This is a genomic window from Chamaesiphon sp. (assembly GCF_041737865.1).
GTDB lineage: Bacteria > Cyanobacteriota > Cyanobacteriia > Cyanobacteriales > Chamaesiphonaceae > Chamaesiphon.
The window spans coordinates 1-22,511 of the sequence record NZ_JBGSQZ010000309.1; the positions used below are offsets into that span (position 1 = coordinate 1).

The following is a 22,511-nucleotide window of genomic DNA, read 5'->3' on the forward strand; positions in this document are numbered from 1 at the left end:
CTGCGTAAGGTTCGATCTGTGTGGAGCGTGGTGCGGCATTCACTTTATTCTAGATTTTATTTCGAGTTTTTGGGCTAGGATGTAGTCTGAATAGATGTTCTGTTGATTTATCACTACCATAATTACGATCGCAATTACGGTGATGATAAATTGCTAACTTGCGATCCTCCTCGGCAATCGGGAAGATCGATGACTTCTAATTCGCCAACTTGACGCACGACTTTCCAGTGGGTGAGATCGCCTTCGCGCCAAAAGTCTAAGTCTACTTGGGCATCGCCGACGTGGATATTGGTAAGTTGTAGGTCTGGCAACCAGCTTGGTAGCATTGGTTGGACTTGTAATCGTCGATTTGGGGCATCAGCTTGTAATCCCAACATCGTGCTAATCAGCCAGGGCATCGATCCGGCTGCCCATGCTTGGGGGATGTTGGCATCGACGTAGGGAACGGGAAAGTTTTCTGGCGATCTCGCGATGCCGCCGAATAGTTCGGGCATCTGGTTGGATTGAAATGAACTAGCTGCTGCAAAAATTCCTTCGGCAATCTGGTTGGCTTCGGTGTGGTAGCCATATTGTTTGAGTCCGGCGGCGATGAATGAGTTGTCGTGCGCCCAAACACTGCCTGTGTGGTAGCCGATCGGGTCGTAGGCGGGATGTTTGGCTGAAAGTGTCCGAATTCCCCAACCGCACCATAAGTCGGGCTGAAACAATCGTTGCACCATTTGGTGTGCCCGCTCTGGGGGGACGATCCCCGACCAGAGCAACTGTCCAGCATTGGAAGCGATCGATCGAATCTGCTGTTTATTACTATCTAATCCCAGACAATAAAAACCCTCATCCTCCATCCAGAATCGATCGTTGAATCTGACGTAGAGCTGCTCGGTTTGCTGGCGGAGCGATCGAGCGCGGTCTGACTCGCCCAGCACATCGTAGAGATCTGCTGCCCTCAACCAAGCGTCATAGACCTGTCCTTGAGTCTCACACAGGGCAATCGGCGCATTCACGATCGTCCCATCTGCCGCCCGAATTGCATCTCCCGAATCTTTCCACCCTTGATTTTGGATACCATTTTTTGAGCGGCTGCAATACTCGACAAAACCATCGCCGTCGAAGTCGCCATATTTATCGATCCAGTGCAGTGCTTTTGCTAGCGGTTTACTACAGTCATCGAGCAGTTGCCGATCGCCCGTCCAATTATAGGTTTCAGCTAGAGTAATAATCCATAATAGAGTGGTATCGATCGCGCCGTAATAAGGTGCCGAAGGGATTCGATCGAGTTGTGCGAGTTCTCCCCGCCGCAGTTCGTGCAAAATCTTGCCAGGTTCAGCATCTTGCCAATCATTAAATTCGGCTGACTGTAATTGGGCTAATTTCAGCAGTGTCCCCTGGGCGAGATTTGGTGCGACAGACATCGTTTGCAGACTAGTAATCAATGGATCTCGCCCAAATATAGCGACAAACCAGGGAATGCCAGCGGCTGGAATCCAGACTGTGTTACCACCGCCATCGACTGGAATTCTCAATGCGGCTAGATCGGTTAGGGCTTGGTAATAGGTTTGCTCGACTTCCCGATTGGAAGAGCGTAGATGAGTTGCCACTTCTAGATAGCTAGCCATCTGTTCGCCTGCTGGAGTCGCATCGGTCTCCGCATCGGTATGTTTTGGCACTAGTTCTTCGCCATCTACCAAGGCGATATAGTTGATGCAGGTATGCCAGCTCTCACCAGGATCGAGGGCAATATCGAACACCAATCGACCATTAGAATAGCGCGGGGGCGAACTTGCGCCTTTGGATTGAATCCGCAGACCCCTACTAAACGAACCATTGCAGTAGGTATTTGTGAGCAGATCGTTTGCCCAAGTTGTCTCCATCCGACCTTCTGTATAAAATTCTTGGGCTTTAACCCGCGAAACATCCACAAAGTCCGAACGAATTGCCAGCATTAACTGAATTTCGACGCGTTCTTGATGATGATTGGTGACACTGATATCCTCGTGCATTCCACCCATAATGTCGCGCCTCAGACTGACTAGCAGTTTTTTGGCTGGTACGATCCCATGCGCTGTCAACAATTTGGGACTAGTAAACTCATACCGCGCCACTCGATGAGAGATCGCACTAGAAGTGAGTAGAGTCAGTGGTTTCCTGTCGATCGAGAGTCCGTAGTAAGAAATCAGGCGGGTATCGCGGACAAAAAATCCTTGAGCGCGGAGATCGTCGATCGAGCCATCCGCAGCCGTCAATAGAAACGAACCGCCATCATTAATCGTGATTTGTCCCGTTACCAGTGCAACTTTTGCCGACATGAATATTTGCTCCGTGTTACTGTTCGGCGTTAGTCACTTGACGGGCGGCTGGTAAGCCGTACCAAGGCAGAAAGGGATATTCGTGATGCTCCCAGTGATAACCAAAGTGATAGCAGGTTAAGAATGATAAAATCGGGTGATAATTGCTGCTGCTGGCGTTGTGAGAATTTGCCGCGATTTCGGCATCACTTGTGGAGCCACGATGTGGTAGATAAGTGCCAAATACAAATAACTGCATCGAGCTAAATACGATCGGGAAGATCCAAAACAAAAATAGGTTGGCGATCGGTACGTGAAATTTTAAATTAAGGGTATGAAATACCACCCCGATCCCAAAAAACAAGACGATCCGTTGTCTATTGTCTAGGTATCCGATCATGAATTTTAGATACCAGCGAAAGATACTGGAGTGAATGCCATCATGAAAGTCTGGATCGCCTACCCGCCCTGGCTGCTGATGGTGCTGCCCATGATTGAGAGCGAGTTTCTGATAAGGTAGTAACGCGTAAAGCATCAGCGCAAATTGTCCGATCCGTTGATTCCATCGTCGATTTCCTGGAACTACTACTCCGTGGATGGCATCATGGGCGACGATAAATAATCCCGTCTGGATAAACGTGCGCCCGACAATTGCCACTAAAATGAGCAAGGGTGTCAACTTGGTAATATCTGTAAATAAGAGGGATATCCAGCTACCGAGCCAGAGTACCACGATGATTGACGCAACTAGTAGTCCTGTTAATGGCTGCGATTTTGGTTCATGCTGCACGCAATTCTGTCTCGCTAAGTAATACCATTGTCTCTGCACCTACTCTACCAAAACTTGGTTCATCGCCCATTGGCATCTCCACCAGATACTTCCATGTTCCAGTTTCGAGTTTCAAATTTCGCACGATTCCTTCTCCACCCACAAATCTGACGCGTTGAGCTGGCTGAAATCTATGTACCTCGATCGCTATTGCAGTCATGGATGAAGACTTTCCAATTTACTTTTGATACCCTTAATTAAAGCAGAAACTCTAGGATATATTCTGTATCTTTCTATGTAAATAAATATAATATTATCTATAACTTTTGATAGAGGTAGTTCAAATTGGACTGCACGTCTTGCAGTGTTGGCGTTAGCCTTGCCTTTAGCATAGCGAATCCGTTGGTGCTTGCATAGACGCCCAGCATGTCAACTGGTGACTAATTTCTCATACGCATCACTCAACCGTAACGCAGATCGATCGAGTAATTTTTGTTCCTCAGCATTTAGTGGTAACAATAATGGACGTTCGATCCCCCGTTTGCCGATAATGCACGGTAAACCCAAGACAATACTTCGATCGATCTGATATCCAGGATGGGGTCTGACTGATACGGTAAAAATCTTGTTGGCGTCGCGCCAGATCGCATCGACGATCTGAGTCACTACCGTGGCAACACCATAGCTAGTATGACCTTTACGTTGTAAAATTTCGTAACCGCGTCTGCGGGTAGCTTCGGTGTAGCCTTGTTTGAGCGATTCGAGCGTTATTTCTGGAGTGAGAAAGGCGGTGAGGGGAATAGCCCCGATCGTCACGCTCGACCACACAATTAGTTCGCTGTCGCCATGTTCGCCAATTATATACCCTCGAACGTCTTGTCGATCGACATCAAATTGCTTACCGAGTTGATAGCATAGTCGAGCGGTATCGAGTACAGTTCCCGCGCCGATAATCCGGTGTTCTGGACGCAGGGATTCTTCAATGGCGATCCGCGTCAACACATCCACCGGATTGCTAACGATAATGACAATCGCTGTCGGTGCGACTCGATCGAGTTCCTGCATCACCGCCCGTAAGATCTCCGCGTTGCGCCCCAGCATCTCCAGTCGATCTTCCCCAGCTTGATTGGGTGCGCCAACCGTCACCACAATTAGATCCGAGTCCGCCAAATCCGCATAACGATCCGTAGGCACTACATCAAGATCGGCACAAAGCGGGATCGCATCTTCGATATCCCATGCTTCACCCTCAGCTTTGGACAAGGTGCGATCGAATAAAACGATCGTCACCCCGATCCTCAGTAGCATCAGCCCATACGCAAGCGTTGCACCAACATTACCCGCACCAACGATCCCAATTTTTGCCGCTTTTAGACTCATCAAATATTTCCCAATCAACAAAGAGTAGAGATTTCAATCCCAATCCTAAAACCTCAATTATCAATTAATTTAATAGCGTCCTCTAGGTTAATTGCTGTCTGGGTTCGACACCTGGATTGACGATTTGCGCCAATTCTTCATTCGACTCTTGGCTTAATGCCGCTTGAAGTTCTGTTGGTGTTAAGTCATACCCGTGCTCTTTGGCGATTTTGCTACAAGCCTCGACATCGCCTTTTACTGCTGTAAGTTTCGCCTTCAAACTCGGATCTTGTTTAATGGCATTTTGAAATTGAGTTGCTTTTTCGTTAGTCATAATTTTTTTCGGTTGTATATATTGAATCGATCGACTAGTCATACTCCCTGACCTCTCAAAAAATAGACAATCTCGATCTGTCATGTCGGTCGTCTATTCACCATCCACTATCCACCATCCACCCCTACACTGGATGTCTAATTTGTCACTAAAAAGAGAGTAGATAACTTAAACCCGATCGAACACCATCCACTCTTGAACGTTTGCAGCTTTGAGAATCGACTCAGCTCGATCGATATCGATGGCGGTACCTTTAATTACTACCAGGTAATTTCCTTGTGCCGATAGATCGGTGTAATGTGAGGCTTGCTCCTCGGATAAAGTAATCCCGATCTCGTTACTGAGCAACCCACCCGACACCACCCCATAAAAGGCTCCAGCAGCCATACCGAGCAAAACGACCGCCCCACTAAAAGCGGGAAACGCCAAGGTCGTCAGCCCAGCAACTACGCCACCAGCCGCACCTCCCACTGCCCCCGCGCCCACAGCTCCATGCCCAATCCGATCGATCGGTTTGTCACGGGTTAAATCTGCTGGAGATTCTACAACTGGATCTTGCAATTTGCCTACTGTCACATTGCCATCGGCGTGGGGATCGACAATTGAGACATTGTTCATGGAAAACCCATTCGCTTGGAGTTGACTCATGGCTGACTCGATTTGCTGAAGTTCTGGAAACATGCCCACTGCATTTTTACGTGCTGATGCCATCGCTGCTTTCTTAGATTAGGAGTCAATTTCTTATCCTAAAACTAAAGGTTTTGTATTTTATCTGTCAAAGTGAAGATAATCTTTAATCGACCCATATGCCTTTATAGAACACCTTTGAGATCTTTTCAGGGGGAATCGATCCACTTCAAATACTTCATTAGACAGATACGATCGTCAAACTAGCTCTTTAAAATCTAGAAGTTGCCGATGTTCCATCCCGCTATAGCCTTTAGTGACAAACAAAACATCTCCATTTGGCAACCAACATCGAGCAATTACACAACTAGCGATCTAGAGATATCCATCATGGACATTAGCAGACGAGATTTACTCAAGACGACTGCAACTTCAGGATTAATTGCTGGGGCGATCGCTTCGGAGGGACTTTTCAAACACCTGCTAGCTCAGGAAGAACCAGTCGAGCCATCGCTGGTAGCAGATTCATTATTAGCTAGTACCCCTGCCAGCACCAAAAAGGGTGAAATGCTCTATCGGCTGCTAGGAAGCACTGGACAGCAAGTTTCGGCGATCGGTTTGGGTGGTTTCCATATCGGTAAAATCAGAGAGGAGCAGGACAGCATCAAGCTAATTCGGGCGGCACTCGATCGAGGCATCAATTTCATGGATAACTCTTGGGACTACCATAATGGTCGCAGCGAACGTTGGATGGGAGCAGCTCTCAAGGGCGGTTATCGTCAAAAAGCTTTTTTGATGACCAAGATTGATGGTCGCACCAAAGGAGCCGCAATGATGCAAATCGACGAATCCTTGAAAGCATTACAAACCGATTATATCGATCTAATGCAACATCATGAGATACTACGGTTTGAAGACCCCGATCTCATTTTTGCCCCTGGAGGAGCAATGGAAGCAGTCGTCGCCGCTCAGAAAGCTGGAAAAATTCGCTACATCGGCTTTACAGGTCATAAAAACCCCTTAGTTCACCTCCAAATGCTCCAGGTGGCGGCTCAAAACAACTTTCGCTTCGATACGGTACAAATGCCGCTCAATGTCATGGATGCTCATTTTCGCAGCTTTGAGAAGCAAGTCTTACCCATACTTGTCAAAAACCAGATCGGCGTGCTGGGGATGAAATCGATGGGCGACCCATATATTCTCAGAAGCAACACCGTCACGCCGATCGAATGTCTTCATTATGGGCTAAATCTACCCACTTCGACCACGATCGCTGGGATCGATAGCATCCAACTGCTCGACCAAGCATTTGAGGCAGTACGTACCTTCAAACCCATGACTCCAGCCCAAGTGACTGCCCTGCTCGATCGAACTCGAACAGCGGCTGTCAACGGCAAGTACGAACTTTACAAAACCACCAGTCAGTTTGACACTACAGCTCAGAATCCAGCACTTATGGGCTAATCGAGCTACTCCTTTCCCACCCAAGGAATAGACATTTGTAACTCACCATTCACCATTCACCATTCACACTAAATGTCTAATTTGTAACTAAAAAGTGGAGTCAGAGCTGCTATTTCTGCGATCGCTCTTGCTCTGAGGTTGTTAGCGACCAGGATCGATCGGTAGATATATCTAAAATTGATTGGTGATAATCGCTCAAGCTTTCCCGATGTCCGACACTCAAAAATGTCATGCCAGAATCACGAAGCTGTTGATATAACTGTTTTTCGTTCTGAGCATCTAGGGCACTAGTTGCCTCATCCAAAACTGCATAACGAGGTTTATTAATTAATAATCTCGCGAAAATCAACCGTTGTTGTTCGCCCAAAGATAATACCTGCGCCCAATTTTGTTCGGTATCAAATCCGCCATGTTGTCGTTCTAAATCTGGTAAATTTACCTGAATCAAAATTTTACTCAAATAAGTATCTTCAATTGATTCGTCCATGTGTGGATACAGCAATTGATCCCGCAATGTTCCCAAGACCATATAAGGTCGTTGGGGTAAAAACAGCATTTGTGCCAATGGCGGGCGAATAATTTTGCCCGAACCTGCATCCCACAATCCAACGATCGCTCTGAGTAAAGAACTTTTCCCACAACCGCTCGGCCCTCTGATCAATAAGCCTTCACCTGTTGATAGCTCGACAGATAAATCTTTAATTAAAGTTCGTTCGCGGTTGGGTGTTTGCAGCGTCATGTGTGCCAACTCTAGCCGCTGTGCTGTCAGCGGTTCATCACTACCGATCGCTTCAGTCTCGATCGTCGTTGGTGTACCTTCCGCATTCACAACCGGAGCTTGGAGATCTAAAGACTCCAGAAAACTAGACAAACGTTCGACACCCGCACCAAAAGTAGTTAGAGATTGAAACCGCGCCACAATGAGATTGAGCGAGAAAAAGATCCGAATGAAAGCTCCTTGAGCTTCTGTAACTTTACCAACTTCTAATTCACCTGCGAAAATACCAGGTGCGACTACAATTGCAGGGAGAATAAAGGGAATAAATTCGTAGGCATTAGTTAAAATATTGAGATTTAATTCCCAAAATATTAAGCGTTTGAAGTTATCAAAAACTTCTGCAAACCTGCCTTTAATCCGATCGGCTTCGTATTGCTCTCCTTGATAAAAGGCGATCGCTTCGGCATTTTCTCGCACTCGTACCAAACTAAACCGGAAGTCAGCTTCTGTTTTCAGCCGCTCGAAATTCAGCCGCATTAACGGCTGTCCGAATACCCCCACCGTCGTGAGGGTACCAATAACCGCATAAATGACCAGAAACAAGATCAAAGGTTGGGAGATGCCCCACAATACGCTTGTAAACGCTACTATTGCCAGCAGCGAATCGACTACCGCCAGCAAGAGTGTCAGCGATTCGTGAGTAAAACTTTTGATATCTTCAGCAATCCGCTGATCGGGATTGTCGATATTGGCTTCGGCATAATTGAGATTGTAAAAGGCTCGATTCTGAAAGTAGCGATCGATCAGATTGCCAGTCAGCCATTGTCGCCACTCTACACCCAACCGATCGCGCAAATACACATAGCCAGCATAAAGGGGTGCATAAACAACTAATGTCCCCGTAAAGATGAGGATTGTTTGCCAGAATCTAGCTTCATCATGGGCAGAAAGAGCGGAGATCAGTACGCCTCGCTTGTTGTTGAGCAGTACACTCAATCCGGTGTATCCCAATGATAGTAAGATTACTGCTAATAATAGTCCCCGCGCCCTCCATTTATCCTCGCTCGACCAGTAGGATTTGGCGATCGACCAAAACTGTCTGAAGATGACTAAATTAAATCTTTGCATTGCTTTTGTCACTTACAGCCGCGATTATTTCTTGCATTGTACCGATTATCGATCGACTGCATCATCGATCGCTGGTTAGAAAAATTCGCCCTCTAACACAATAGACCTCTTGGGAAAGTCGGAGGTTAACTGTGATTAGAGGGTAGAGGGTAGAGGGTAGAGGGTAGTAAGGGGTAGGGGTAGGGATTCGCGTCCGCCTTTGTTCAATTACTTTCACAGGAGGTCTATTGCGATCGATTGGATCGTCAGCCCGATCCAATCGATGTGGCGGTTGCTACTGTAGAATAGTCTTCGACACAATTCTGGTTTTTTTCTTGTCTGCTTCCGAGAGATCTTCTCCGCCTTGAAGGATGGTGGCGTTGGATTGGAGCACGGTAGCAGCATTAGTGTCACCCATTTGGAGTGCAGTTTTAGCAGCAGTTTGGAGCAGAGTGGCTGCACCAGCGCGATCTCCTTGTTGGAGCTTTTGCTCGGCGAGTTGGGTTTGACGATATTTGGCTAGTGCGAGTGTCTGTTGTTGGACTTTGCTTTCAACTTGTGGTTGTGGATTGCGGGTGACAGTCACATTCACAGCTTGCGGTGGCGTCAGGAGATTGGTTAAACCTTTGGCAGGGTTGTCATAGCGGATTTGGAGAGTCGCGATCGCTTGTTCGCCTTCAGCTAGTTGTCCGATATAGGTATTTACCAGAATTACCCGAGACAGCCCCTTCATCAAGTCACCGAGGCGGACGATGTGAAGATTACCATCATCCTCGACAGCTAGTTCGATGGTATCGGGCGCAACTTGAGCGACTGGTTTGAGTTCGGCGAGTCGGACTTTGGGTTTTAATTCTAGTTGGAGATAAGCATTTGTCAATCCGACTGACTGCATCCGATTGAAGATCCGTCCAAATTCACTGACGGCTTGAGCTGCTTCGGCAATGTAGGCGAGGGTACCTGCGGCAGTATCGGCGATTTGTTCGAGGATATTCTGGTTCCAGTTTTCACCAAAGCCCAGGGTATTGAGGGTGATATTACTCTCGGTGGCAAATCCAGCTAATTTAATACATCGAGCGTCATCACCGTGTTCGTTTTCCCCATCGGTGAGGATAAATCCATGCGATACCCGATCCTTTCTACCTTCGAGTAGCTGGGTGATGCCCAATTTGATCCCAGCATCGATCGCAGTACCGCCAGCCGCTTGCAGTTTGTCAATCCGTGCAAAAATATCTGTAGGATCGGTGACTTGTTGACATGGGACAACAACTTCTGCCTGATGATCGAAAGCGACGATCGATAATCGATCTTCAGGTTTCAACCCGTTAATCAATTCCCGCGCCGCTTGTTTGACAGTACTCAGCGGTGTCCCTTTCATCGAGCCGCTATGGTCTAAAATCAGACATAAATTTAATGGTAATTGACGATCTTCAGGCTCCGCCAGGGCTGATACTTCGATCGATAGCTGACGTTGGGTGCTACCTTGGCTGATATCTACCTGCGGATCGCTGATTACAGTTTCGAGCGCAACTTGCATCGGATTCAACTCCTCAATGGTGAATGGTGGATGGTGGATGGTGAATGGTGAATGGTGAATAGTCAATGGAAAAACAGAGTTGGTGGTTAAATTTTGGGGATTTTGGATTTTATCTTTATTCAACTACATCCACACCTGAGTTGTATTAAACCTTATCCACCATTCACTGTCTTGAAAAGGTGCTCTACTTGGGGAGACCCCAAGACCGCACTTTTCGCCATTCACCATCCACTAATTTACAGTCCCTCCAGTGGTACACCCAAAAACTTTGCTAAATCTGCACCTTGGGTTTCTAGCTCAGTCAGTGAAATCGGTTCGCCGATACGAGTGAGGGGGATTTCCCGACGACCTTTGATTCGGACGTAGAGGGTACGGCGAGGGCTGAGTCCATCTTTGATATCGACTCTGACTGCTTGAGCGTCAGCCAGATCGCTCTTGAGTTCGATCCGACGATTTTTGCCTGGAAAACCATTCCGAAAAATCGTAATCTCGCCAGCCTCTCGATCGAACTTATTATAGCCGCCGCCGATATCGAGACTGATTGCCACCCACAGATAAGTGGCGAGCAGAGTACCAGCGACACCATAGAAAGTCAGTGCGATCCCTTGAGGAATGAATGAGAGGACGATCGGATTGCTGACAGGTAGCAAGTTAACTTTGAAATAGCTAGAGAGTCCAGCCAGTAGAAATCCAATCCCACCAATGGAGACGACTACCGCCCAAAAAAAGTTACTAAAACGGCGCGAACCCAATACTGGTTGGGATAAAACTGTCCGATTTTCGGTGACTGCTGTAGTAGACATTTTAAATAAATTAGTTTTGCTATCCGTCGTTTGCGCTGCCTGTGCCAAGCACAATTGCGAGTATCTCTACCTACTATTACCGATCGATCGGCAACTCGATCGAATTTACCCGCAATTTTTACGCTTCTTCATTTATCCCAAGGTAGGGACGATTCATCAATTGCCCCTACCTTGGCACACAATAGTCTAGACTCTTTCCCAGCGAAACTGCCGATCGGCTGCGGTAATTGGGACATCATTGATACTGGCAAACCGTCGCATCATCAGCCCATTGGGAGCAAATTCCCAGTTCTCATTACCATAAGCCCGATACCATTCACCAGCCTCATTGTGGTACTCATACTCAAACCGCACCGCAATCTTATCATCCATAAAACACCAAAGTTCTTTTTTGAGGCGGTAGTCCAGTTCTTTTGCCCACTTACGAGTCAGAAACTCTCTAATATTGGTGCGTCCGCTCAAAAATTCCGAGCGATTCCGCCACTCTGAGTCTTCGGTATAAGCTAATGCTACGCGTGCTGGATCGCGACTATTCCAGGCATCCTCAGCCGCCTGTACTTTAGCTGTAGCGGTTTCTAGGGTAAATGGTGGCAACGGTGGTTTAGTTTCCATCGGTTTGTTTTGGGGTAGGATTATCTGTGGTGGTGTTTTGGGAGCTATTTTCGAGCGGAGAGGCGATCGCAGTCTAGACTGAGAATGGCTTATTTCTGGAACCAATTGTGGCTAAAATTACTAAAAATCTGATTAAAGTTGATTCGCTAGAGTGGTGCTATCGGGAATTACCAGTCAGCGGGGAACAGCCGCAAACAGTCATCCTCCTGCATGGATTACCCGCTCAAAGTTTGATGTGGCGGGGCTTAATGCCATCATTAGCCGAACAGGGCATCAGGACAATTGCCCCAGATTGGATTGGCTTTGGGAATTCTTGTAAGCCAGAAAACCGAGATTTTGCCTACACTCCAGATGCCTTTGTAGCAGCTTTTGCTAGGATGGTCGATAGTTTGAGTATCGATCGCTTTTCGTTAGTCATTCAGGGCTTTTTAGGCACTGTAGGCATCCAATATGCGATCCGTTATCCCGATCGCATAGACAAGTTAGTAATTCTCAATGCACCGCTGACGACTGGTGCCAAGCTACCTTGGAAGTTAACACAATTGGGATTGCCGATCGCGGGAGAAATGTTAGTTCAAGATCCACTCTCAGTCGAGCGAACATTAGAAGCTGGCTCTAAATCGGCGATCGAGGATGAGTATCTGGAGATCTATCGTAAACCATATCTCAAAAGTTCTGCACCTGGTCGATCGTTATTGGCGACTATTCGCAATCTCAGACTAGCCCAATCCCTAACTGAAATTACGATGGGACTGCCACAATTAGATCTACCAATCCAAATTATCTGGGGAATCAATGACCCTTGGCTCGATCTCGCGCAAGCCCAAGCGAGTGTTAAATCCTTAAAGCAAGGTGAGTTGGTCACTTTATCAACCGCTGCACATTATCCTCAAGAACACTGTTATGCTGAGATTAAGGCATCACTATTGCCATTTTTGCACCGTCGTCAAAATTAGTAAATGTTCGGGGTTTGACGCTATTGGATTGGATTTCAATCCAAAATCCAAAATTATCTCAGTCAGGAACCAAGTATCGATGGTATATGGTACTGTCAATGAGAGTCGATAGTTTATCGCTACTAATTTTACACGCTCACTGCTATGTCTGACCTGCCTTTCACCCTGGATCAGTTACGGATTCTCAAGGCAATTGCTGCGGAGGGAAGTTTTAAGCGCGCCGCTGATAGTTTATATGTGTCTCAACCTGCGGTCAGTTTACAGGTACAGAATCTCGAACGTCAATTAGATGTGCCACTGTTCGATCGCGGTGGAAGACGAGCGCAACTGACGGAAGCCGGACACTTATTGCTCAGTTATGGCGAAAAGATTATCACACTTTGTCAAGAAACCTGTCGCGCGATCGAGGATCTGCAAAATCTTCAAGGTGGTAGTCTCATTGTCGGTGCGTCTCAGACTACAGGTACCTATTTACTCCCTCGGATGATCGGCGTATTTCGGCAAAAGTATCCCGATGTATCAGTTCAGTTGCACGTTCATTCTACGCGCAGAACGGCTTGGAGTGTGGCAAACGGACAGGTAGATCTAGCAATTATCGGTGGAGAGGTTCCGGCGGAGTTACAAGAATCTCTAGATATTTTACCCTATGCTGAGGATGAATTTGCCCTAATTCTACCCACCAACCATAGTTTTGCCCAGATGAAGAGTATCCCCAAAGAGGATCTCTACAAGCTCCAGTTTATTTCACTAGATTCCCAATCTACAATCAGAAAAGCGATCGATCGAGTCTTAACCAGATGTGGGATCGATCCCAACCGCTTGAAAATTGAGATGGAACTCAATTCGATCGAAGCGATTAAAAATGCCGTACAAGCAGGTTTAGGTGCAGCTTTTGTCTCTTCATCAGCGATCGAAAGAGAGATCGAAAATGGTACCTTACGGCGTGTCTATATCGACGGTGTAGCGATCGATCGAATGCTGTCTGTGATCGTCAATCCCAACCGTTATCGTTCTAAAGCTGCCGAAGCTTTTGCTCAAGAAATCTTGCCTGATTTTACTACATATGCTTGGGATGCAGGTAAACTTTTCTCCAAGCGAGTGAAACCAGAAATTGATATTGATGAAGATGGTTAAATTAATTGATAATTGATAATTGATAGTTTAAATATATTCCCATCACCTAAAGCCTAAAGCCTAGCTCTTGCCTAATGAGATTGACATGGAGCCAGCGACGACGAGAATTGCGCCGAGTAATCCGAGTGAAGTAATGCGTTCTGGTGTGACTAATCCAGGTGCTAGCCAAGCCGTGATACTCATCGATACAATGGTGAAGATTGGAGCTAAAGCCAAAATTGCACTGACTTTTGAAGCTTCTAAATGTTGCAGAGATTCAGCAAAAGCTCCATAGGCAATTACTGTATTCAAACCACAGAAAATCAGTGCTATCCACTCGATCGAATTAAGCTGAAGGAGAGTTTGGGGTTTAGCCATAGTCTGGAATAACAACCCACACGCACCATAAATCACCCACATAATGTGTGTAGAATCTAATTTAGTTAATAACTGCTTTTGAATCAATGCGTAAATCGCCCAACTGATGCCAGCGACGATTAACATGATACTACCACTAATATATCGATTCTCCAAAGGAGAGGCTCCGCCAACGCTTTCAGTGGCTAATACTTTCAGTTGCTCGTAAAAGAAGCCCATAAATCCAGCAATCAAAACGCCTACGCCCATCCATTGATAACGGGTATAACGTTCTTTGAAAATTAGTAGTCCTCCCAAACTCAAAAATGCACCTGCTGATTGAATCAAAACTTCAGCATGAGAAGGCGAAGTAGCTTTCAATCCCATCACAAAAAAGATATAGTTACCCGCCAAACCAATAATTGCGATCGCAAATAAATATAGTGGTACCGCTCTCAATCGCTCTAGTTTAGGTAAATTCCCTTGTTTTACTAGGTAACAACCTAGTAAAATAAATGCAGTAGCAAACCGAAACCAGTTAATTGTATAGGTATCTAACTTGTTGAGGACAATCGCTAGTGCAACTGGTACTAGTCCCCACAAAACTACAGTAATCAGTGATAATCCCAATCCCAACCGCCAGTTGCCCGTCGTCCGATGAAGTTCCATGAATCTAGGTATTAGTTAATAATTTCGATCCGATCGAAAATTATCGGATCGACGCAGCAGAAAAATAGATTAATGGATAATATAAATTTAATTAAAGTCATCACCAATCGTATTAATAATTGCCCACAGCAACGGATTACTTTTGCTGACTATATGACATCGGTATTGTATCATCCTCAGCATGGATATTACGCTAGCAATGCTGACAGAATTAGCGAAAGTGGTGACTTTTTGACATCGCCTCATTTAGCTGACGATTTCGGTGAGATGTTAGCAATTCAACTATACCAAATTTGGCAGATATTAGGGGAGCCACTGCTATTTAGTATCGTTGAAATGGGTGCTGGGCAAGGATTATTAGCCGCTCAAATCTTGAATTATACCAGTCGAGTACATCCCGATTTTTTTCAATCGATCGATTACATTATTATCGAAACCGCACCAGCGATGATTATAGCACAACAATCTAAATTAATAGATTTGCCCGTGCGTTGGTGTGAATGGACAGAAATAGCCGATCGATCGATCGTCGGTTGTTTTTTATCGAACGAACTAATCGACGCTTTTGGGGTACATCAAGTCGTAGTGGTAGAGGATAAACTGCAAGAGGTTTATGTGAGTATCGGCGATAAAGAGCGAATATTTAATGAGACAATCGATGAACTATCTACAGCTAAATTAAATGAATACTGGCAACTAAACCAGATCGACTTAATAAGTGGTAAATATCCAGATGGATATAGAACAGAAGTAAATTTAGCAGCATTGGAATGGTTGGAGCAGGTTTTTAAAAAGTTGCAACGAGGCTATATTATCTCGATCGATTATGGCTACACAGCCGATCGATATTACAATCCCATGCGTACTCAAGGTACTTTACAGTGCTACTATCAACATGCCCATCATCACGATCCATATATCAATATTGGCAATCAAGATCTCACAGCTCATGTAGACTTTACTGCACTTCAAAATCAGGGTGAGTTATTAGGATTACAAACAGTTGGATTCATTCAGCAAGGAATGTTTTTGATGGCATTGGGTTTAGGAGATAGAATCGCGACAATTTCTAGTAGTGGCGACGATATTCAATCCTTACTCCGTCGTCGTCAAAACTTACATCAATTAATCGATCCGATGGGGTTGGGTAAGTTTGGGATATTAATCCAAAGCAAGGGATTGATCCCTAAAGAACAAGAAATTTTATTAAATGGTTTATCTCCAAATTCCAGCAAGTTGGGTTAGTAGAAAGTAATTCCACTATTTACTACTCCCCCACGAGCTGCTGAACCTTATTCAATAATTCCTGACTCAGTTTGACAAATGCTTTAGAACCAGCCGAGCTAGGATTTTCGATCGCCACAGGTTGAAAACTATCGCTCGCTTTAGCGACATTTACATCCATCGGAATCCGAGTCTGAAATATTCTACTCGCATCAAAGTCTTGGGTGACGCGTTCCATCACTCGATCGTAATAACGAGCAAATAAAGTACTACCCGAAAGAATAAAAACTATCCCCAGCAAGCTACTTTCTAAACAATTTTTATCATCTTCGTGAGTTTCACGTAGCTTGTTAATTCGTCGTTCTAACAACTGCATTCCGACTAGAGATAGCGGTTCAGGGCGAGCTGGCATGATATAAAAATGACTCGCCATAATCCCACTTCTAGTTAGAAGATTGTAGCCAGGGGCACAGTCGAGGATGATAAAATCATAGTCATTAATTACGGGAGCCAAAATATCTTTGATCAGAGAACCCTCAAATCCATTCCAGACATCAATAAAATCTGTATTGGGATTATCGATCGTTTCTTGATGAAGTTTCTCGGATACTAGGAATTCATCATAGATATCGATATCTCCTGCTAATAAGTCCAACCCTTTGACCCAACAAACATCGGGAGTAATTAGATCTTTCGTATCAAATTTGTAGCGAGCATTTGGTTTGAGGACTTTAGCGATCGAATAACTAATCGTCTTTTTTTCGCGCCGAATTTTAGCAAAGTCTTGAGGTGTGACTAGGCTCAGAGTAGCACTAATCTGAGTGTCAAGATCTACGACTAGTACGCGCTTCCCATGCAGTTTGGCAAGACAAGCAGCTAGATTGACTGTGAGGGTGGTTTTACCGACACCTCCTTTCATATTGACAGTGGCGATGACTAGTCCCATGATTTATTAAAAATAGCTCCCTGACTTGAGTATGAGGTATAGGCATCAGCAAGTACCGCTAAATATGATAGTCGGTTTCGATCGCACTTCTACAGTTCGAGTTGACATAATTTTACCCAAACAGAGTGTCGATGGCAGACTAAATCGCCCCTACTTCAAGATTGTAGTAAGTTTTCAACGATCGTCGCTAACTTGTCCGCAGCACCTGCTTCGCCGCGAACTTGACGTAATGCCGATCGCATGGCGGCTAATTTTTCGGGATGTTGAAGATAATCGAGGGTGAATTCTGCTACGGTTTTGGCATCTAGACGACCAAATAATTCAGGGACAATCTCGGTTTTTGCCCAAATATTCGGCCATGCTAATTTACGATTGCTAAATTTGCGATACAGAATTGTGTTAACGATTTTGGCGATCGGTGTCCCCAACCAGGGTAGATTGACTAAGATCCCTAAGCCCCCATCCCAGGCACGCATGGCGTCTATTTGTTGGGTGGCGATCAGAACTATCATTGGTATCCCCAAGCCCCCTAATTCAGCCGTATTTGCCCCGATCGTGGTCAAACAGAGGGTACACTCAGATAGCAGGTCGTAAGCCGGAAAATTGGGGTGTAATCCTACAGTCAATCCTGTTGCTGTCTTCAAGTAAGGAGTAGTTGTGTCGCTCTGTTCTAAGGTAGCTGTGGCACCATTGACGAGGGCAATGATGGGATTTTTGGTAGGATCGGCATAGCTGGCGAGGGTATTAATCTCGATCGTCGGAGCGACGGGAATGACAAATTTTACCTGGGGATTAGCCGCTTGAATATGTTCGGCGATCGCCAGCATCAATGGCAACCCCATCCCCAATTTTGCTGCCTTAGAACCAGGTAATAAGCCGATCGTTATCGAATTATTTTCGGTTGTAGTTTGTGCTGGATCGACGGTAGTTTGAGTCTCAACCATTAAATCTCCAACTACAGTAAATCGATCGAGATATTGCGGCTTGACTGTAGACATAACTTCTTTATTCATCACGGCAAATCGATCGACCAAACTATGCCATCTCGCTGTCCATTCAGCATACACCACAGTTTGATAACCCAAACGTTTGCCAATTATTACCGGAAAAAACTGATCTCCACCGAGAAAAATAATTATCCCTTTTCCTCGCCAATCCCAGTTATCGGCAGTTTTACCCCATACCAAAAAGTTGGTAAAATGCTCGGCACCCTGAACTCGATCGATCTCTACATAAGTTTTTAAAATCTGAACTTCCTTACCACTAGCATTCGGACACGGTGACAAAATTGCGGAAATCCGCACGGACGATCGATCCACACCCAATTTAGCGCGTAAAGCCCGCACCACGGGACGCACCCAAGTCGTTACTTCTCCAGGGCCATTAGAGAGAATGATAATATCGATCAGCTGGATAATGTTCATTACTCGAATAGATGTGTCCTTATCTAAAAATTATACACAGATGGATAATTTCATAGTGCGTAGTTACGAAGATCCTCTGTTGAAATAGTAGCAGAAGGAACGAGTCGATAATGTTTTTCTTCGGCCACTCTAATCTCATTATCTTGAAGCACAAGTTCAAACATCGCAATTCTATCTCCGCTCATAAACTGTGCTGATATCGCTCTACAAATAAGATTTGGAAATTTCTCTAAGCAGTAAGTAATGTCCTGTTGTGTCTGAACAACAGCATGTCGATCGTTACCTCCTTTGGCTTGGACTGGAATAATAAACTGTCGTCCATTTCGATCTATACCCACATATATTTCATCAATTTCGATTTGCCCAATGCTCTTTACAGTCGTTCGTAAGTGATTTTGTAGTGAGAATGCGGTAACGCCTAAAAATATGTCTACAAGTCGGTTGTATCGTACTTTTGCTAACAGAGATTGTTCATCACTTAATGCGTATGCTGTGATGATTTCAGGTGTTGCATCAGGTATTTTAATGGTTATTAGTTCATCTCTTGGTACAATCCGATTTAATTTTACCTGAAGAAAACGATAACGAGCACGTCCTGTCCCCTCGATAATCCATTCGAGTCCCTCTGTTGCTGTATCTAGTATATTCTGTGGAAGTTCATTACGATATCGAAAATTGTAGATTACATCGCCAACATTTTTTGGTAATTCAATTGCCAATGTTTTTGCAATACTTACGAATTCGCTTCTAGTAAACTCAAACTCGGTGATGCCTTCTATGTAATGATTCTCAAACAAACGAAGAATAATCACTTGATAGCGATTCGGCTGTCGCTGTCTTAGTTCAGGCATAAACCTCTTCCTTAGCTCCTTCTTTTACACCTTCTTCCGTCACTGATATTTTGCGCGTTCTCTGTGCGATGGTGTCTCGGGGTACTTTAAAATAAACCGAGGCATTACTCATATCTAGAGATAATAAGCGAGTTTCACCCATGTCGAGAGTTTTTTTGGGCTTTGAAGGTTGGATTCCCTGTGCTTTTAAAAGTTCACTAGCAACAGCTCTTGCGAGTAGTGGCGGAACACTATTTCCAATTTGCCGACATCCATGCCATTTTGTGGTGTGAAGACGAAACCAGTCTGGATAAGAATGTAACCGAGCTGCTTCCCGCACAGTAATTACTCTGGCGAAAAAAGGATGAATCGGACGAGGTGATGTATGGGCACCTCTAGCACTATCTGTACCTGCCCGTAACGTATTACAAATACCGTTAGGTTCTAGTTTTCGGAATCGGCTAATTGATTCAGTTTTGCCTGGTTGTGTGGCTTCAAATCGACTGCGAGAAGAGTGAGTATGTTCGGTACGCAAGCTACATGTGAGTAAATCGGGCAAAAACTTGCGCTGATAGCTATAATCATCAGAATCGGGATCGAAACCTCTTAATTTCCGTGCATAGGAGCTAGTTGTTTCCCATTTTGTCAATATGGAATCTGTGCGATTAAGCTCATCAAAACTATCGGCATTAGGTAAATCGCCGATTGCCTCTTGGACGGTAATTCTATTGTGCTGTGGTTCTGGATAGTTGGGTGATTTTAAACCCTTTCGCGTACCCACTAAAAATAACCGTCGCCGATCTTGGGGTACTCCATAATCGGCTGCATTTAATACTCGATATGGTGTCAATACATCATATCCAGCATCGCCCAACGCTGTAATAAGTTCTGATAAAAACTGAGCGTGTTTACCAAGTGTCAGACCTTTAACATTTTCAAAAACACAATATTTTGGGTTTAGTTCTCGAACTATCCGCACATAATGAAATACTAACTGATTTCGGGGATCGTCAAAAACTCGTTTGCCCATCAGAGAGAAACCTTGACAGGGCGCACCGCCAAAAACCACATCGATATCTTTATCGCCTAAGTTGGCTCGACGACGAATTTCATCACCTGAGAGATCGATAACACTAGCGCAAATAGTAGCAGCATCAGGAAAATTGTACTCATGCGTTGCACAATGAATCGGATCGATTTCTACTGCTGCGGCAATATCAAAACCAGCCTGTTCAAAACCTAGAGACATCCCCCCAGCACCAGCAAAAAGGTCAATTCCGATAGGTCTGTTCATATTATTGAGGCTTTGACGGTGAGATTAATTACTGTATCAAACTATTCTAGCAGTAGTTAGGATGCCATTTCATAGCAATTTTTAGATTTCTCACGTCAATTCCTCGATCTGTGAGCTGTGTTTTTGAGATTTGGTATAATTCAAATTGTGTAAATAAAAAGTAGATGATAACTGAATCGATCGCGACACCTCAAGAACGGATGGGAATTATTCAGGGCGATATTACTAAATTGACGGTAGATGCGATCGTCAATGCGGCAAATAGTTCGCTCCTCGGTGGCGGGGGTGTAGATGGAGCCATTCATCGCGCTGCTGGTGAAGATCTACTTTCAGAATGTCAGCAGCTCAATGGTTGTCCGACAGGTCAAGCCAAGATTACTGGTGGATATCTACTTAGGGCTAAGTATATCATCCATGCTGTCGGCCCAACTTGGCGCGGTGGTAGATCGGGAGAACCCGAACTATTGGCTAGCTGCTACCGCGAGAGTCTCGTGCTAGCTAAGATGTATCAGATTCAGACGATCGCTTTTCCCGCCATCAGTTGCGGGGCTTATGGTTATCCAGTAGATCTAGCGGCGAAGATTGCATTAGAGACGGTGGCTACTTTCTTGACTCAAGATGCCTCGATTGCTGGGGTAAGTTTTGTTTGCTTTAGTGATGATGATTATGATGCTTATGTCGAAGCATTTGGAATACTATGATTTGATAATACTGCGTAATGAATCAAAGAAAGTCGGATAAGAAATAGAGGCAGCTTCAGCACGATGAATGGTAGTTTTTCCCTTTGCCATAATTGAGGCGATCGCGAGGCTCATGGCAATCCGATGATCGGTAAAACTATCCAACTCTGCTCCCATCAGCGATCCGCCACCAGTAATCTCTAAACCATCTGGTAACTCAGTAATTTTTGCACCCATTTTAGTTAACGCTGCTGCCATTACTTGCAGTCGATCGCTTTCTTTGACACGTAATTCGGCGGCATCTCTAATTATTGTCGTCCCTTGAGCAAATACCGCTGCTACTGCCAAAATTGGGATTTCATCGATTAAACGGGGAATCAGATCTCCGCTAATTTCACAAGCTTTTAAGTTGCTATGTTTTACCCGTAAATCTGCTACAGGTTCACCCGCAACTTCGCGCTGATGTTCGAGCGTAATATCAGCACCCATTAATTCTAAAGCGACCAAAATCCCCGTGCGGGTAGGATTGACGCCGACATTTTCAATACATAACTCCGATCCAGGCACGATCGATCCCGCCACTAGCCAAAATGCTGCCGAACTAATATCTCCAGGTACGATTACCCGTTGTCCTCTCAATGTCGGATAACCCGTAATCGTCGCACTATTTGTCTCTGGATCGACATCTATCTGCGCCCCAAACGCACGTAACATCCGCTCGGAGTGATCGCGCGATAATGCAGGTTCTGTCACCGTCGTGCGCCCATAAGTCATCAATCCAGCGAGTAAAATAGCCGACTTCACCTGAGCTGAGGCGATCGGGGAATGATAGTGGATCGGTGCTAATGCTTGTCCGCGCACGGCTAGGGGTGCGCGGGAATTGTGCTTGCGTCCCCAGATCTGCGCTCCCATCTCCACCAGGGGTGTGACAACTCGCGACATCGGACGCGATCGCAACGAGTCATCGCCAGTGACGGTAAAAAATCGATCGGGATGAGCCGCCAATATCCCCAACATCAATCGCATCGTCGTCCCCGAATTGCCCGCATCGAGGATATTTACAGGTTCCTGAATCTGTCCCAAGCCAATCCCTTTGACTGTCACCAGCTCGGTATTTAGCTCCGAAATCTCTGCTCCCATTGCGGTAAAACAAGCCGCCGTACTGCGGGGATCTTCACCTAGCAATAATCCCTCAATTGTCGTCTCACCTTCGGCTAAGGCTCCCAGCATCAAAGCACGATGCGAAATCGATTTGTCCCCAGGAATCTGCAATGTTCCTTGCAGGGATATTCCCGCAGGGGGAGGGGTAACGGTGAGGCTGTGATGACGATCGAGGGGTTGGAGGTCAATCATGACGAGTTTGGCAGATAGTTTAGATGTTTATTGTACGAGCGATCTCGCATGACACA

At 45.4% G+C, this 22,511-nt stretch carries 22 protein-coding genes; 6 read left to right on the forward strand and 16 right to left on the reverse strand.

Annotation, left to right across the window (positions count from 1 at the left end; translation table 11 throughout):
* Window positions 1-134: 134 nt before the first annotated feature.
* The 6 genes from ACEW9J_RS23865 to ACEW9J_RS23890 all read right to left on the reverse strand — a co-directional run bounded on the left by ACEW9J_RS23865 (window position 135) and on the right by ACEW9J_RS23890 (window position 5,455).
* Window positions 135-2,303: a glycogen debranching N-terminal domain-containing protein gene (locus tag ACEW9J_RS23865; protein WP_373547565.1), complete on the reverse strand. Its 2,169-nt coding sequence runs from the start codon at window positions 2,301-2,303 to the stop codon at window positions 135-137.
* A 16-nt stretch (window positions 2,304-2,319) separates the two neighbouring features.
* Entirely contained in the window at window positions 2,320-3,072 is a 753-nt protein-coding gene (locus tag ACEW9J_RS23870; RefSeq protein WP_373547566.1) for a fatty acid desaturase, read from the reverse strand.
* On the reverse strand, window positions 3,062-3,271 hold the full coding sequence (locus ACEW9J_RS23875; protein WP_373547567.1) for a hypothetical protein: 210 nt from the start codon (window positions 3,269-3,271) through the stop codon (window positions 3,062-3,064). The genes ACEW9J_RS23870 and ACEW9J_RS23875 overlap by 11 nt, the downstream gene beginning before the upstream one ends.
* Window positions 3,272-3,480: 209 nt before the next feature.
* Window positions 3,481-4,431 carry a malate dehydrogenase gene (locus ACEW9J_RS23880; protein ID WP_373547568.1) on the reverse strand — a complete coding sequence of 317 codons (951 nt, stop codon included), beginning with the start codon at window positions 4,429-4,431 and terminating at the stop codon, window positions 3,481-3,483.
* A gap of 82 nt (window positions 4,432-4,513) precedes the next feature.
* Window positions 4,514-4,744: a Nif11-like leader peptide family natural product precursor gene (locus tag ACEW9J_RS23885; RefSeq protein ID WP_373547569.1), complete on the reverse strand. Its 231-nt coding sequence runs from the start codon at window positions 4,742-4,744 to the stop codon at window positions 4,514-4,516.
* Window positions 4,745-4,912: 168 nt separating this feature from the next.
* A complete protein-coding gene (locus tag ACEW9J_RS23890; protein ID WP_373547570.1) occupies window positions 4,913-5,455 on the reverse strand; it encodes a hypothetical protein in 543 nt (180 codons plus the stop codon).
* 306 nt (window positions 5,456-5,761) lie between these two features.
* On the opposite strand from ACEW9J_RS23890, the gene ACEW9J_RS23895 reads away from it, so the two are divergent.
* On the forward strand, window positions 5,762-6,835 hold the full coding sequence (locus ACEW9J_RS23895; RefSeq protein WP_373547571.1) for an aldo/keto reductase: 1,074 nt from the start codon (window positions 5,762-5,764) through the stop codon (window positions 6,833-6,835).
* A gap of 109 nt (window positions 6,836-6,944) precedes the next feature.
* Here the strand turns inward: ACEW9J_RS23895 and ACEW9J_RS23900 are convergent, their stop codons facing one another.
* From ACEW9J_RS23900 to ACEW9J_RS23910, 3 genes are all read right to left on the reverse strand, one after another.
* Window positions 6,945-8,681 (reverse strand): ABC transporter ATP-binding protein/permease, encoded by a 1,737-nt coding sequence (locus ACEW9J_RS23900; protein WP_373547572.1) that lies wholly within the window; start codon window positions 8,679-8,681, stop codon window positions 6,945-6,947.
* 274 nt (window positions 8,682-8,955) lie between these two features.
* Window positions 8,956-10,194, reverse strand: a complete 1,239-nt coding sequence (locus ACEW9J_RS23905) for a VWA domain-containing protein (protein WP_373547638.1) — start codon at window positions 10,192-10,194, stop codon at window positions 8,956-8,958.
* 236 nt (window positions 10,195-10,430) lie between these two features.
* The gene (locus ACEW9J_RS23910; RefSeq protein ID WP_373547573.1) at window positions 10,431-10,997 is read right to left on the reverse strand and encodes a photosystem I assembly protein Ycf4; all 567 of its coding nucleotides are present in this window, start codon (window positions 10,995-10,997) and stop codon (window positions 10,431-10,433) included.
* A 16-nt stretch (window positions 10,998-11,013) separates the two neighbouring features.
* Between ACEW9J_RS23910 and ACEW9J_RS23915 the strand changes: the two genes are divergently transcribed.
* On the forward strand, window positions 11,014-11,187 hold the full coding sequence (locus tag ACEW9J_RS23915; RefSeq protein WP_373547574.1) for a hypothetical protein: 174 nt from the start codon (window positions 11,014-11,016) through the stop codon (window positions 11,185-11,187).
* Here ACEW9J_RS23915 and ACEW9J_RS23920 read toward each other — a convergent pair.
* Window positions 11,184-11,609, reverse strand: a complete 426-nt coding sequence (locus tag ACEW9J_RS23920; protein ID WP_373547575.1) for a DUF1348 family protein — start codon at window positions 11,607-11,609, stop codon at window positions 11,184-11,186. The genes ACEW9J_RS23915 and ACEW9J_RS23920 overlap by 4 nt on opposite strands.
* 107 nt (window positions 11,610-11,716) lie before the next feature.
* Between ACEW9J_RS23920 and ACEW9J_RS23925 the strand changes: the two genes are divergently transcribed.
* Together ACEW9J_RS23925 and ACEW9J_RS23930 are read left to right on the forward strand one after the other, a co-directional pair.
* Window positions 11,717-12,565 (forward strand): alpha/beta fold hydrolase, encoded by an 849-nt coding sequence (locus ACEW9J_RS23925; RefSeq protein ID WP_373547576.1) that lies wholly within the window; start codon window positions 11,717-11,719, stop codon window positions 12,563-12,565.
* A gap of 144 nt (window positions 12,566-12,709) precedes the next feature.
* A complete protein-coding gene (locus ACEW9J_RS23930; RefSeq protein WP_373547577.1) occupies window positions 12,710-13,699 on the forward strand; it encodes a LysR family transcriptional regulator in 990 nt (329 codons plus the stop codon).
* A gap of 60 nt (window positions 13,700-13,759) precedes the next feature.
* On the opposite strand, the gene ACEW9J_RS23935 is transcribed toward ACEW9J_RS23930, so the two are convergent.
* The gene (locus ACEW9J_RS23935; RefSeq protein WP_373547578.1) at window positions 13,760-14,704 is read right to left on the reverse strand and encodes a DMT family transporter; all 945 of its coding nucleotides are present in this window, start codon (window positions 14,702-14,704) and stop codon (window positions 13,760-13,762) included.
* A gap of 72 nt (window positions 14,705-14,776) precedes the next feature.
* Between ACEW9J_RS23935 and ACEW9J_RS23940 the strand changes: the two genes are divergently transcribed.
* Window positions 14,777-15,949: a class I SAM-dependent methyltransferase gene (locus ACEW9J_RS23940; protein ID WP_373547579.1), complete on the forward strand. Its 1,173-nt coding sequence runs from the start codon at window positions 14,777-14,779 to the stop codon at window positions 15,947-15,949.
* A gap of 22 nt (window positions 15,950-15,971) precedes the next feature.
* On the opposite strand, the gene ACEW9J_RS23945 is transcribed toward ACEW9J_RS23940, so the two are convergent.
* The 4 genes from ACEW9J_RS23945 to ACEW9J_RS23960 form a co-directional block, all read right to left on the reverse strand.
* Window positions 15,972-16,874: a ParA family protein gene (locus tag ACEW9J_RS23945; RefSeq protein WP_373547580.1), complete on the reverse strand. Its 903-nt coding sequence runs from the start codon at window positions 16,872-16,874 to the stop codon at window positions 15,972-15,974.
* Between the two features lie 155 nt (window positions 16,875-17,029).
* Window positions 17,030-18,298: a lipid-A-disaccharide synthase gene (locus tag ACEW9J_RS23950; protein WP_373547581.1), complete on the reverse strand. Its 1,269-nt coding sequence runs from the start codon at window positions 18,296-18,298 to the stop codon at window positions 17,030-17,032.
* Between the two features lie 50 nt (window positions 18,299-18,348).
* Window positions 18,349-19,149, reverse strand: a complete 801-nt coding sequence (locus ACEW9J_RS23955) for an endonuclease (protein ID WP_373547582.1) — start codon at window positions 19,147-19,149, stop codon at window positions 18,349-18,351.
* Window positions 19,142-20,422, reverse strand: coding sequence for a DNA cytosine methyltransferase (locus ACEW9J_RS23960; protein ID WP_373547583.1), 1,281 nt, complete (start codon window positions 20,420-20,422; stop codon window positions 19,142-19,144). The genes ACEW9J_RS23955 and ACEW9J_RS23960 overlap by 8 nt, the downstream gene beginning before the upstream one ends.
* Window positions 20,423-20,586: 164 nt before the next feature.
* Here ACEW9J_RS23960 and ACEW9J_RS23965 point away from each other — a divergent pair, with 164 nt between their 5' ends.
* On the forward strand, window positions 20,587-21,123 hold the full coding sequence (locus tag ACEW9J_RS23965) for an O-acetyl-ADP-ribose deacetylase (protein ID WP_373547584.1): 537 nt from the start codon (window positions 20,587-20,589) through the stop codon (window positions 21,121-21,123).
* Here ACEW9J_RS23965 and aroA read toward each other — a convergent pair.
* Window positions 21,118-22,455, reverse strand: coding sequence for a 3-phosphoshikimate 1-carboxyvinyltransferase (gene aroA, locus ACEW9J_RS23970; RefSeq protein WP_373547585.1), 1,338 nt, complete (start codon window positions 22,453-22,455; stop codon window positions 21,118-21,120). The genes ACEW9J_RS23965 and aroA overlap by 6 nt on opposite strands.
* Window positions 22,456-22,511: the final 56 nt, after the last annotated feature.